The 12,757-nt window shown below is 45.9% G+C and carries 12 protein-coding genes; all 12 read left to right on the top strand.

The genetic code is table 11. From position 1 onward, the window contains the following. The first annotated feature begins 448 nt into the window (after positions 1-448). The 12 genes from ACMQ5W_RS08295 (at position 449) to ACMQ5W_RS08350 (ending at position 12,751) form a co-directional block, all read left to right on the top strand. On the top strand, positions 449-3,076 hold the full coding sequence (locus ACMQ5W_RS08295) for a response regulator (protein WP_419024767.1): 2,628 nt from the start codon (positions 449-451) through the stop codon (positions 3,074-3,076). 113 nt (positions 3,077-3,189) lie between these two features. After that, entirely contained in the window at positions 3,190-5,115 is a 1,926-nt protein-coding gene (metG, locus tag ACMQ5W_RS08300; protein WP_148493529.1) for a methionine--tRNA ligase, read from the top strand. A gap of 68 nt (positions 5,116-5,183) precedes the next feature. Further along, the gene (locus ACMQ5W_RS08305; RefSeq protein WP_419024768.1) at positions 5,184-6,017 is read left to right on the top strand and encodes a TatD family hydrolase; all 834 of its coding nucleotides are present in this window, start codon (positions 5,184-5,186) and stop codon (positions 6,015-6,017) included. 68 nt (positions 6,018-6,085) lie between these two features. Continuing rightward, on the top strand, positions 6,086-7,012 hold the full coding sequence (gene speB / locus ACMQ5W_RS08310; RefSeq protein WP_419024769.1) for an agmatinase: 927 nt from the start codon (positions 6,086-6,088) through the stop codon (positions 7,010-7,012). 156 nt (positions 7,013-7,168) lie between these two features. Continuing rightward, a complete protein-coding gene (locus ACMQ5W_RS08315; protein WP_419024770.1) occupies positions 7,169-7,510 on the top strand; it encodes a hypothetical protein in 342 nt (113 codons plus the stop codon). Further along, positions 7,491-7,811 (top strand): hypothetical protein, encoded by a 321-nt coding sequence (locus ACMQ5W_RS08320; RefSeq protein ID WP_419024771.1) that lies wholly within the window; start codon positions 7,491-7,493, stop codon positions 7,809-7,811. Before ACMQ5W_RS08315 ends, ACMQ5W_RS08320 begins: the two co-directional genes overlap by 20 nt. Continuing rightward, on the top strand, positions 7,804-8,613 hold the full coding sequence (locus ACMQ5W_RS08325) for a CheR family methyltransferase (RefSeq protein WP_419024772.1): 810 nt from the start codon (positions 7,804-7,806) through the stop codon (positions 8,611-8,613). The genes ACMQ5W_RS08320 and ACMQ5W_RS08325 overlap by 8 nt, the downstream gene beginning before the upstream one ends. Positions 8,614-8,630: 17 nt before the next feature. Further along, positions 8,631-8,993: a response regulator gene (locus tag ACMQ5W_RS08330; RefSeq protein WP_419024773.1), complete on the top strand. Its 363-nt coding sequence runs from the start codon at positions 8,631-8,633 to the stop codon at positions 8,991-8,993. A 19-nt stretch (positions 8,994-9,012) separates the two neighbouring features. Further along, complete coding sequence (locus ACMQ5W_RS08335) at positions 9,013-10,686, top strand: methyl-accepting chemotaxis protein (RefSeq protein ID WP_419024774.1); 1,674 nt, start codon at positions 9,013-9,015, stop codon at positions 10,684-10,686. An 11-nt stretch (positions 10,687-10,697) separates the two neighbouring features. After that, on the top strand, positions 10,698-11,315 hold the full coding sequence (locus ACMQ5W_RS08340) for a chemotaxis protein CheC (RefSeq protein ID WP_419024775.1): 618 nt from the start codon (positions 10,698-10,700) through the stop codon (positions 11,313-11,315). Beyond that, positions 11,315-11,797 (top strand): chemotaxis protein CheD, encoded by a 483-nt coding sequence (locus ACMQ5W_RS08345; protein ID WP_419024794.1) that lies wholly within the window; start codon positions 11,315-11,317, stop codon positions 11,795-11,797. Before ACMQ5W_RS08340 ends, ACMQ5W_RS08345 begins: the two co-directional genes overlap by 1 nt. 15 nt (positions 11,798-11,812) lie before the next feature. After that, the gene (locus ACMQ5W_RS08350) at positions 11,813-12,751 is read left to right on the top strand and encodes a diguanylate cyclase (protein ID WP_419024776.1); all 939 of its coding nucleotides are present in this window, start codon (positions 11,813-11,815) and stop codon (positions 12,749-12,751) included. The last annotated feature ends 6 nt before the right edge of the window (positions 12,752-12,757 follow it).

A 12,757-nucleotide genomic window follows, 5' to 3' on the forward strand; every position in this document is an offset into this window, starting at 1 on the left:
AGCTACAAGAACACCAAGGCTCTGAAGAAGGGAACCAGATATTACTACAAGGTTCGTGGTGTCAGGACCATCGACGGAGACAAGGTATTCACCAAGTGGTCAACCAAAGCGATCAGAACTGCTAAATAACAGAAAAACGTATTAAATCAGGGAGCTGTTGCAACACAACAGCTCCTTTGTTTTGCTATAACATAGGAAATATCGTCCGAAGGGAGAATTCCTGTATGTTTCAAAGAACGTACTTTGCGAAAAGTCGCCCCTTGCGGGCGACATGTGGAAATAGGAATCTTTGATTCCTTCATGGCCCCTTTTGTTACCTTTGGGTTATGTTTCCGATGATAGGCTGCTTTCATTGATTTATTCTGATCAAGGTGATATAATGGGGGCATTGTTCTTCGGTTCTGCCGTAGGAAAGATTGAGCTATAGTTACAGATACTGAGGGGAAATATGATAAAAAAAGCACGGAAAACCAGCAGCGATAAAAAAAGAAAAAGTAAAGATTGGCAGATAAGTATCATCAGCACCTTGGTGCTGATGGTTTTTATGCTCATTTACCTCGCGATGACGATTTACAGTTCCAATAAGCTTTCAGAACAGATGGAGACCATCTCTGAGCACCCCTTTGAAGTGGTTATTTCAGCGGGAGACTTGGAGATGCAGGTCACGGAGATGCGGCTTCGCATGGAGCGTCTCACCTCCCATAGGGGTGAGGAAGATATACAGATGGTCGAAGGAACCATTCCCAAATTATATGGTAGTGCAGATAAGACCTTGAAGCGGGTCGAGGATTTGTATCTGGGAGATGCGGAAGATGTAGAAGAATTAAAAGAAACCCTGACGGAGCTGCAAAAGGAACAGAATGCTTGTATAGCATTTGCCTCATCAGAAACATCGACGGTCAATGCCATTGAGAAGTATGAACAGAAGAATCTATACCCCTTGTATGAACGGGCTGACAAGCAAATTACAAAGATTATCTCTGTGGCGGAAGAAAGAAAAGTACAATATGGCCAGCAGGCAAGCCATCTTCGGTCACAGACCTTAGTGGGTTCCCTTATTTTGGTCTTTCTGATGATCGGAGCTTTGCTGCTCACGCAGTATATCATGTATAAGCAGAGGCGGGAATTGGCCCGTAAAAGCGGCTTGTTTGACAACCTGTCGACGATTATCGATGATACTTTCATCATTCGAGATGCTGAAACGGAAGAACTGAGCTACGTAGCCCTCAACATTGAAAGGGTTTTGGGAACAAAAGTAACAAAAATGGAAGACATTTATTGGCGGCTGAAACCGGAGGAAGTAGAGGAAATCAGGTCTGTCGTTTTAAATCCGGACTTTCAATCGCCATATACGAAAACAGTTGAATTTGTCCGCCCTGATGGGGAAACACGCTGGATAACGGTAAGCGTATATCGGACAGAGAATCTGAAGCAGCCCTCATTGATCAGTTTTTTCTCTGATTGCACAGAAGATGTTAAATCGCGGGAGGCACTGCAGGATGCTTTGCTGGGAGCGGAGAAAGCTAACATAGCCAAAAGTGATTTCCTCTCTCGTATGAGTCATGAGATCCGCACGCCATTAAACGCAGTAATCGGTATGGCGTCTATTGCGGCCGCATCTATTAATGATTCTGACAAAGTGGAGGATTGTCTGACGAAAATCAATTTTTCATCAAAACACCTTTTATTGCTGATAAACGATATATTGGATATGTCAAAGATCGAAAGCAAAAAAATGGTACTCCACAATGAAACCTTTGACCTGTTTGAGACAGTGAATACCTTTATTTCAACCGTTTATCCTCAGGCGAAGGCGAAGAAAATTCAATTCTCTGAGACCATCGAGGACTTTGGAGCACAGAGGAGATACATTGGGGATCCGCTAAAGATTCAGCAGATTCTGCTGAATCTCAGTTCCAATGCCCTTAAATTCACGGCAGAGGGGGGAACCGTCAGTTTGCAAGTATCCCGCGTCGTTGCTAAGGCTAATACAGATGTGATAAGGTTTGTACTTTCAGATACTGGAATCGGAATGAATGAAGAGGAACTGAAAAATATCTTTAAACCCTTTGAACAAGCCAACCCATCTATTTCAGGCCGCTTTGGCGGTACAGGCCTGGGCATGTCCATCACAAAGAATTTGGTCGATCTGATGGACGGAAAAATTACCATAGAAAGTGAATCCGGAGTGGGTACAAGTTGCATTGTAGAACTTCCTTTCCAGCACAGTGAGGAGTCATATACAGAACCGGATTTTGCAGGCCAGAGTCTGCATGCTCTGATTGTTGACGATGAACAGGAAGTATGCGAACAGACAGCAGCTTTGCTGGATACCATCAAAATACAAGCAGAATGGGTGCTGACCGGGCAGGATGCAGTGCGGAATGTCACCTCAGCACACAGTAAAGACGAAGATTTTGATTTCTGCTTGATTGACTGGAAAATTCCAGATATGAACGGTATTGAGATAACCAGATGCATTCGTGAAAATGTGGGATGGGAACTGCCCATTGTAATGATTTCTGCCTATGATTACGAAGAAATAGAAGAGGAGGCGAGAACTGCCGGTGTCAATGGGTTTTTGACCAAACCCCTTTGCAGATCATCCGTATATGCTGCGATTAAAAATGCGCTGAACAAAGAGAAGCAGAACCAGTTAACGACCGGAAAAGAGGAAGGTCAGTTAAGCGGTAAGCGTATTCTGGTTGCAGAGGATAATCTCCTGAACCAAGAAGTGCTGACGACGTTATTAGAGATGAACGGCATGGAGACAGAGTGTGCTGAAAACGGCCAGCAGGCTCTCGATTCGTTCCTAGCTTCAGAGCCGGGATATTACGACGCCATTTTGATGGATGTGCAGATGCCGGTTATGGACGGACATCAGGCTGCAAAAGCCATTCGCCTATCTGCCCATTGTGATGCGCAGAAGGTGCCGATTATTGCTACTACGGCTAACGCCTTTAGTGATGATATATCAGCTGCATTGTCGGCAGGAATGAATGGTCATGTCAGCAAGCCGGTAGAAATCGGGCCATTATGTGATTTATTGACAGGATTACTCGCTGAGAAAAACTAAAATCGTAAGGAAGAACTCTCAATCGTTGACTAACCCTTGTAAAATGTGGTATCCTAAAAGATACAAACTACCTCGCCCCATTCGGCGCAGGAGACGAAAGGAATGATTTGAAAATGACAGAGAAAAAGGGTACTTATTACATTACCACCCCAATCTATTATCCAAGTTCCAACCTTCATATAGGACATACCTACTGTACCGTCATGGCGGATGCCATGGCCAGATTCAAGAGGCTATCAGGCTATGACGTCAGATTTTTGACGGGTACAGATGAACACGGACAGAAAATCCAGACCATAGCAGAAGAAAAAGGCGTAAGCCCGCAGGAATACGTGGATGGCGTCGTTGCCGGCATCAAAGATCTGTGGAAAACAATGGAAATCTCTTATGATGATTTCATCAGGACCACAGAGGATAGACACGTAGAGCGAGTACAGGCCATATTCAATAAAATGTACGAAAAAGGCGACATCTATAAGGGCGAATACGAAGGCATGTACTGTACCCCGTGTGAATCTTTCTGGACAGAGAGTCAGCTAGTAGATGGCTGCTGCCCGGACTGCGGCAGACCGGTGCAGAAGGCAAAGGAAGAAGCCTACTTCTTTAAACTCTCCAAATATCAGGACAAGCTGATTGACCTGTTGGAGAATACCAGTTTCCTGGAACCGGAGACGAGAAGGAATGAAATGCTGGGCTTTATCAGGCAGGGCCTTGATGATCTGTGCATCTCCAGGTCCACTTTCGACTGGGGAATACCGGTGCCAATCGACGAGAAACATGTAATCTACGTGTGGCTTGATGCCTTGACCAACTATATCACGGCGCTTGGTTATCCTGATGACCCTGCGTTATTTGAGAAATACTGGCCGGCTAACGTCCATCTGGTCGGCAAAGAAATCGTCAGATTCCACTCCATCATCTGGCCGGCTATGCTGATGTCCCTTGATATTCCAATCCCGAAGCACGTGCTGGGTCACGGCTGGCTGCTGTTGGAAGGCGGTAAAATGAGTAAATCAAAGGGCAATGTAGTTGATCCGGTTAAACTCATCGACAGGTATGGCATCGACGCCCTCAAATACTTCCTGCTCAGAGAGTACACCTTTGGACAGGACGGCGTATTCACCAACGAGGTGATGTTGAAGAGAATGAATTACGATCTGGCTAACGACTTGGGAAATCTGGTGTCGAGAACCACTTCCATGATTGAGAAATATTGCGGCGGCATTGTACCGGAATCCCACGGAGAGGATGATTTTGATAAAGACCTGAAGCAGATCGCTACTGGCGCAGCAGCAAAGGTAGAGGCGCAGATGGACAAATTCGCATTTAATATGGCCCTGGAGGAAATCTGGATCGTGGTCAGAAGAGCAAATAAATATATCGACGAAAAGGCACCTTGGATACTTGCCAAGGACGAAGAGAAGAAGGCGGATTTAGATACCTGCCTGCACAATCTGGCAGAATCCTTACGAATCATCTCGATTCTGATTCATCCGTTCATGCATACCACATCGGACAAGATCAGAAAACAGATGGGACTCTGGTATGCAGACGTCGTCTGGGAAGACGCCTTTGCATTTGACATGATGTACCAGGAACAGGTGAAGAAGGGCGAAGCCATCTTCCCGAGATTGGACATCGAAAAAGAACTCGAAGAACTGGATGCAATGCAGAAAGAAGGCCAGGAACCGGAAGAAGAGAACATTCCGTTGGAACTGAAGCCGGCAATCGAGTATGACGATTTTGACAAAATCGATTTTAGAGTCGGGCTGATTGAAAAAGCGGAGAAACACCCGAAGGCAGACAAGCTTCTGGTATTCCAGATCAAGATGGGTACCGAAAGACGGCAGATCATCTCTGGCGTAGCAGAAGACTTCAAACCGGAAGAGTTGGTCGGGAAGAAGGTTCTCATCGTAGCCAACCTGAAGCCAAGAAAGCTGAGAGGACTTGAATCCAAAGGCATGATTATGTTTGCGGAAAATGGTGACAGGTGTGAGATTATGACTACTGTTGCGGAAGACGGCGTTGTGGTCGACTAGTATATAGAATGCAATAAACTTACAGGGCCTGCTTTGTTCACAGGCTCTGTTTTTAAAAGGAGAAAAACATGTTATTTGACTCTCATACACATATCAATAACGAAAACTATACTGATGAACAGCGGGCAGCACTGATCAGCGAAATCGCCGCCTCCGACGTATCCTATGCCATGGATATCGGTTTTGATCTGGCTTCGTCCGTACAGGCGGTCAAAGACGCCGCCGAAAACGACTGGTGTTACGCTGTAGTCGGGTTTCACCCTCACGATGCCAAAAATCTGGATGACATGACTTTGGAACTGATCAGAGGGCTGGCGAAGAAAGACAAAGTGCAGGCTATCGGCGAGATCGGTCTCGATTACTATTACGATCATTCTGAGCGGGATGTGCAGCGTTATTGGTTCCGCAGGCAGATTCAGCTTGCCAACGAGCTGAAGATGCCTATCGTGATTCACACCAGGGAGGCCGACCAGGATACCATGGACATCCTCAAGGAAGAGGGCGCTTTTTCTGCAGAGAGGCAGAGCTGGTTCCCGAAGCGCAAAGGACCTGACGGCGCATTGCTGCCGGACAGCCGGGTTCTGCTTCACTGTTTTTCCAGCAGCAAAGAACTGGCAAAGCAGTATGTGAAGCTGGGTGCGACTCTGTCCATCTGCGGGCCGGTGACCTTTAAAAACAACAGAAAGACCCGTGAGGTGGTAGAAGAGATTCCCATTGAATTCCTTCTGGTGGAGACGGATGCACCCTATCTGACGCCGGAGCCGTTTCGCGGCAGACCCAACAAAGCGCCCTACGTGGAGTATACGGCGCGTAAGGTGGCGGAAATCAAGGGTATATCCTACGAAGAAACTGCTCGCATCACATGTGAGAATGGGAAATCCTTTTTCAATATAGGCAGATAAGCCTTATAATGGTGTAAGAAACAAAATAAAGGCGCGCCGGCGATCGGCGGCCTGACAAGGAGGTACGTATGTTAAAGAAAGACAAATTTGCTCTCGATAAAGAGGCCTGGTGCAACTTAAACCAGCCCGATTGCCAAGAGGAAGAGGCTGATATCGTGATCTTTGGAATTCCTTATGACAAGGGAGTCAGTTACAGGGGCGGCGCGGCAGAAGGACCTGACTGCCTGAGGCAGAATGCGTTCACATCGACGCCATATACCGAAAGACTGCAGTCAATAGAAGCGCTGAGAGTTCACGACGCGGGCAATTTTTGTGGAGAAGACAGAGATGAAATGTTTGCAGAAATTGAAGATTATGTGGCAGAGCTGGTTCGCAAAGGAGTCAGATTCTCCATGATCGGAGGCGATCATTCCGTCACGATTCCCGTGGAACGAGGCGTCAACAAAGCTCTCGACGAGGAGTTTGGCATCATCCATATCGATGCTCATTTTGATCTCTGCGACGCGCTGTACGGCGATCAGCTGTCTCACGGCTCTACAGAGAGAAGAGCGCTGGAGATGAAAAACATCAGCGGAACGGAGAACCTCTATTTTATCGGAATTCGTTCTATTGAACCAGATGAATATGAATTCAAGGCCAAAAACAATATGCAAGTGAAAACCGCCTACGACTGCTTCCGCGACAGTATTGAGTTCGTAGCTGCAGATTGTGTCGCAGCCATGAGCAAATTTGACAAGGTCTATCTGACCTTTGATATCGACGCGCTGGATCCGGGATATGCGGCAGGCACGGGAACGCCTCAGTTTGGGGGCCTTACGCCGAGGATGTGTCTGACGCTGTTAGAGACGCTGTTCCGCAGCCTCAATATTATCGGCTTCGACATCGTAGAGGTGGCGCCGGCGCTGGATCCGTCCCTGACCTCCATGTTTGCAGCGAGAAAACTGCTCACAGAAATGTGGGGCTTCTGGGCGGAAAAAATGGGAAAGCTAAAATAATCTCTTCCTTGTATTCCTCTGTAAAATCATGTATGATTGAAAGAGCGGGATTTTATAATTAAAGGATTTAGCATGGAAGATTACTTAGACGATTTATACTTGCTTTTTTCAGGGGGAGGGAGTTTCTTTCTTCTCCCCCTGTGTTGTGTAAAACAAGTGCGTGAAAGAACACCAGGACAGATAGTAACAGAAGAATTTAGTTTTTCAAGAAGACTTCATAAAGACGGATTGACAGAGAAATACCATGTCCTTCTCGGATTAGACGGAAAAGAGCTCTGCCTTGCGGCAGAGGAGGTACTGGGCATTGAGAGCTTGGATAAGTACCGCTTTACCATACTTGAGGAACCGGTTTTGAACGAGAGAAATCGTTACCTGAAGGCTGTGATTCAGAATTGGTCAGAGGCGTATTTTTTTGATGCCGCCTTTCTTTTGGAGCCTTCTTTTTTGTATTCAGAAATGGCGAAATTGGAGGCTGAAAATGAAATGGCAGACAGCTAGAAATGGCAATGAAATTTACGCGTTGGATAAAGAAAAACTTGTTGCGATGGTTCTGGATCCGCAGGTCAGTGAAATACCAGAGACAAAGGACAACATCAGAGGAATTTCCTTCTATCAGGATAAGGCAGTCGTCTTTTACCAGACTGAGGGGAACGGCTCAGGGCGTATCGGCGTTTTAATGGCTAATGAACCGAGTATTTTATATGGCATCATGGCAGAAGAAATTCTGGATGAAATAGAAGAATTGAGCAAAGAGGCGAAGGAAATTGCGCCCGGAATGTGGGTGATGAAGTGTGATTAGACTGAACGAAAGTGAATATACAGAAATTGTCAACTACATGCGGGACCACTTCGGCATCGACTTGAGCAAGAAAAAAGTCCTGATTGAGTGCAGGCTCGCAAAACCACTAAAAAATCATGGTGTAGAATCTTTTAAGGACTATATGGATTTGGTAAAGAAAGATAAAAGCGGACAGGCGGCGGTGGAAATGGTGGACTGTCTTACGACCAACTATACCTATTTCCTCAGGGAATCCATTCATTTTGACTTGCTGCAGGAGAAGATACTGCCGGATATCTTTGACAGGAACTGTCTTGACCTCTGCAACATCTGGTGTGCGGGTTGTTCTACAGGAGAAGAGTGTTATACGCTGGCGATGGCTATAGCGGATTATCTGGATCAAGGACGCGGTCCGCTGCCGAAAATCAATATCAAAGCGACGGATATTTCCAATGCGGTTCTTCGTAAGGCGGAGGAAGGAATTTACCCCATTCGGGAACTAGAGAGACTGCCAAAGCGGTGGAGAGAAAAATATTGTAACGAAGTGGGCGAAAAGAGTTTTCAAATCGACCGCCGTCTTCGCAGCTGGGTCAGCTTCCGAAAAGAAAACCTGATGCAGCCAGAGGGGGCGGTAAAGTACGATTTGATCTTCTGCCGCAATGTGATGATTTATTTTGACCGAGAAGCGAAGGGAAGACTGATAAAAAAATTCGAAAGCTGCTTGAAAGCAGGCGGCTATCTGATTCTGGGTCATGCAGAGCTTCTCTCACGAGGAGATACAAAACTAGAGCCGGTCTTTCCGGCGGTATATCAAAAGGAATAAAAGAATTAGGAGCGCATATGGACGAAAAAATTATGATTGTAGATGATGCCATGTTTATGAGAAGGGTCATACGAAAAACTTTAACGGAGATGGGTTACCAACATATCCTCGAGGCGCAGAATGGAGAAGAGGCCCTGGCACTGTTCAGAGACCATCAGTTGGATCTGGTCATATTGGATATCACCATGCCTGGAAAATCCGGCATAGAAGTGTTAGCGGAAATCCACGATGAGAATCCTACCTTGAAAGTCATCATGTGTTCGGCAATCGGGCAGGAGATGATGATACAGAAAGCGTTAGAAGCAGGTGCGGTGGATTTTATTGTAAAGCCATTTAAAAAGGAAGAGTTCTGTAAAGTGATTGATTACCACTTAGCTTAGGAATGAGAGGATGTCTTAGATGAAGAATTGGATAAAGAACCTGAAGATTGGAAAAAAATTGATGGCGGCCTTTACTGTTATCATTGTGTTATACAGTGCTACGGTGGTGATTGCAGGCATGAACATCAGAAGCTTGTCAGATAACATGAATGATTTATATAGCGGGCCTTTTGCAAATGTCGAAGTATCACAGGAGATTCGCTATGATTTGCAGTACAACAGGCACAGCCTTCTGCTTCTATCTACTACATCGGAAGCTGATGTAAAGACAAAGCTTGCTGATGTGAAGGAAAAAATTGCTGAAATTGAGGAGAACATGGAGAAACTGTCTACTGGTTACGTCAGCGGCAAGGATAAGGTTGAAGAACTGCTGGCAGAATATAAAAAACTGTCAGTGCCGCGGGATAAAATCATTGATTATTTACAGGAGGGCAACAAACGGGCAGCACTCGATGTGTGCCTCAATGAATATGAAGAACAGTCAGCTGTCATCACGAGTCTGCTGAAAGATGTCGTTGAAGTATCTTCTGACGATGCGGCAAACACTTTGGAAGGCACACAACAACAAAATACCCGCGTACTGATCGTATTGATTGTGGTTTCTGTCATCTGTATTTTCGGTACCATTGTTCTCTGTGCAGCCATTACGCGCAGCATTGTCAATCCAATCAAAGAGTTGAAAAATGCATCGGCTAGTATTGCCAATGGAGATCTGAGTATCGACCTCTCTTACACCAGCGAAAACGAACTGGGACAGCTCTGTGAGGATATTCGCAACACAGCGGCCGCGCTTTCTCTATATGTATCTGAAATACGAAAAGGTATGGAAGCCCTCGGCAACGGGAAACTGAATTACCGAAGCGAAGTGGAATTCGTAGGGGACTTTATCGCTGTAGGAAATACGATGAATGAAATCGGTTCGCTTTTACGAGATGCCCTGGGGCAGATTGCAGGCAGTGCGGAGCAGGTGTCCAGTGGAGCGGAACAGGTGTCCAGCGGCGCACAGGTTCTTGCCCAGGGAGCTTCAGAACAAGCCAGCTCTATCGAAGAACTGGCAGTGAGCATCAATGAAATTGCTGAAAACGCAAAAGACAGCGTAGAAAAATCTGAGAAATCCAGTGAACTGACAGAAAAGGTTTCCAAGAAAATTTATGACAGCAATGATCAGATGACCGTATTGACAGAATCCATTTATGAAATCAAGGAAAACTCAAAAGAAATCACAGGGATCTTAGAAGAGATTGAAAATATCGCCTTCCAGACCAACATCCTGGCTCTGAACGCCTCAGTTGAAGCGGCAAGAGCTGGAGAGGCCGGCAGAGGTTTTTCTGTCGTCGCCGGCGAAGTGAGAAGATTGGCAACCAAAACCACAGAAGCTGCGCAGATGACAGCGGAACTGATCGAGCGAAATGCCAGCGTGGTCAACAAAGGCATCACCATTGTAAATGGAACGGCGGAAAGCCTGACCAAGTCGGTGGAAGGTACGAAGAATGTGACGAAGATGGTTAATGAGATAGCTGAAACCTTTACACAGCAAGCAGACGCCATCGTACAGATTAGGAAAAACGTGGAACTGATCTCAGATATCGTGCAGGGCAATTCAGCGACGTCTCAGGAGAGCGCCGCCGCCAGTGAGGAACTTTCTGCCCAAGCCCAGCTTTTGAAGACATTAGTAGAGCAATTTGAAATATAAGGGAGTTACATATGAAAAGTTATGCGGATATGGACGAGACATCGGCAGATATATTAAAAGAACTAGGCAATATCGGTACAGGCAATGCGGTTACCTCGCTTTCACAGATGATGGGCACTCCCTTTGACATTTCTTCACCGTCGTTGCATCTGGCACAGGTACAGGAAATTTACACTCTGTTGGAACAATCCCAGGAAGTAGAAGCTGGAATTCTTGTAGAGATGAAAGGGGAGATAACAGGCCAGTTTCTGTTTCTGCTCAATGAGAGTTTTACCAATATCATATTAGACGAGATTCTGGGCGGCGGCGAAAGAAATATTTTGGAACTGGACGATTTGGAACGTTCACTGCTCAGCGAACTGGGCAACATCATGTGCGGCTCTTACATCAGAGCCCTTTCAGCCCTGATGGATATGGAAATCGATGTTTCTGTACCAGACATCTGTGTCGATATGGGCGGTGCTATACTCAGCGCCCCTCTGTCAAGGGTTATGAGTAAAAGTGCTGAAATCCTATTGATAGAGAATCAATTTCACATTGACCACCGCTCTTATTCCGGACGTATCTTGTTTTTTCCAGATCCCGAGTGTTTGGAGCCGATTTTGGAGAAGCTGGGGATTGAGATGTGATGGATAAAATATTGGTACAGATAGGAGACGGCAATACCGCATCGGCTGGTCAGACTTTGGTCAGCTATGCGCTAGGCTCATGTATTGGTGTCTGTCTTTATGACAACAAAGCGCAGATAGCGGGAATGGTTCACGCGGTGCTCCCTTCGAAAAATGACAGTCTCGAAATGAAGACGTCACAGCAGTATCGATATGCGGACCAGGGCATCAAGCGGCTGATAAGCCAGATGTGCGTCCATGGAGCAAAGAAATCACGGCTGACGGCAAAGCTGGTAGGTGGCGCCCAGATGTTTCAGACTATAAACTATGAATGGGATATTGGCAAGAAAAATGTAGAGATGGCCAAAAAAATTCTTGCCGCTGAAGGGATTCCTCTTTTGGCGGAAGATACCGGCAGTGATTATGGAAGAACGGTCTGGTTTACGGCGGAAGATGGCAGAGTAAAGGTGGAAGCGGCGAGACATGCTTCGATTATATTATGATGACGGAGGTACGAAATGGATGATAAGAAAAAGCAGATTGTAATGGTTGTAGACGATAGTCTTCTGATATGTAAGCAAGTAAAAATAGCACTGAAAGACGAACCATTTTTTATCTGCGAAGCGCATACCGGCAGTGAGGCGGAGGAGATGATCGGGCAATATCAGCCTGACTTGATTCTCCTCGACGTGGTTCTTCCGGATACAGACGGATATGAGCTGTTTCACAAGCTGAAAGAGCAGGATCAAAATGATGCGGTCATTCTGTTTCTGACCTCAAAAGCGACCGATGAAGACGTCGTAAAAGGCTTTACCATGGGAGCTTGTGATTATATTAAAAAACCATTTGTGCCAGCGGAACTGAAGTCCAGAGTCGTGACACATCTGCAGATGAAAAAACAAAAAGATGAACTGAATCAGCAGAACAGAGAACTGCGCACAAATATGGAAAAACTCAACTACATGGCCTTCCGAGATGGTCTGACGGGACTCTATAACCGCAGATATGTCATAAGTGAACTGGTGGAAGACATGCGCGATATCAAGAGAGAAGAATTGAAGAATGTGGTGATACTGACGGATATTGATGACTTCAAAAAAGTCAACGATACCTATGGACACGAGGTAGGGGATACCACCTTAGTCTGCATTGCGAATATTCTGGAAGGCGCCTGCCGTAAACATCGAGTCATTCGCTGGGGCGGAGAAGAATTTTTGATCATCCTGCTTGCGGTTACGGAAGAGGAGGCCTTTGAAATCAGTGAGCAGATCCGTAAAGAAGTCGAACAGTTCAAGTTTTTCCATGAAAACGGAGAATTTTCGTGTACCGTGACTTTGGGACTGCATGCATACCACGAATCAGAGGGTATAGAGAACAGCATTAATTTTGCGGACAAGGCTCTCTACGAAGGAAAGCGCAGAGGTAAGAACTGCAGTATCTGGTATGAAAAGATTTAATAAATG

The organism is Emergencia sp. (assembly GCF_048465375.1).
In the GTDB taxonomy this organism is placed as follows: Bacteria; Bacillota; Clostridia; order Peptostreptococcales; family Anaerovoracaceae; genus Senimuribacter.

Coding starts and splice junctions, on each gene's coding strand:
- ACMQ5W_RS08295 (WP_419024767.1), top strand. CDS start 449: ATGATAAAAAAAGCACGGAAAACCAGCAGCGATAAAAAAAGAAAAAGT.
- metG (WP_148493529.1), top strand. CDS start 3,190: ATGACAGAGAAAAAGGGTACTTATTACATTACCACCCCAATCTATTAT.
- ACMQ5W_RS08305 (WP_419024768.1), top strand. CDS start 5,184: ATGTTATTTGACTCTCATACACATATCAATAACGAAAACTATACTGAT.
- speB (WP_419024769.1), top strand. CDS start 6,086: ATGTTAAAGAAAGACAAATTTGCTCTCGATAAAGAGGCCTGGTGCAAC.
- ACMQ5W_RS08320 (WP_419024771.1), top strand. CDS start 7,491: ATGAAATGGCAGACAGCTAGAAATGGCAATGAAATTTACGCGTTGGAT.
- ACMQ5W_RS08330 (WP_419024773.1), top strand. CDS start 8,631: ATGGACGAAAAAATTATGATTGTAGATGATGCCATGTTTATGAGAAGG.
- ACMQ5W_RS08335 (WP_419024774.1), top strand. CDS start 9,013: ATGAAGAATTGGATAAAGAACCTGAAGATTGGAAAAAAATTGATGGCG.
- ACMQ5W_RS08340 (WP_419024775.1), top strand. CDS start 10,698: ATGAAAAGTTATGCGGATATGGACGAGACATCGGCAGATATATTAAAA.
- ACMQ5W_RS08345 (WP_419024794.1), top strand. CDS start 11,315: ATGGATAAAATATTGGTACAGATAGGAGACGGCAATACCGCATCGGCT.
- ACMQ5W_RS08350 (WP_419024776.1), top strand. CDS start 11,813: ATGGATGATAAGAAAAAGCAGATTGTAATGGTTGTAGACGATAGTCTT.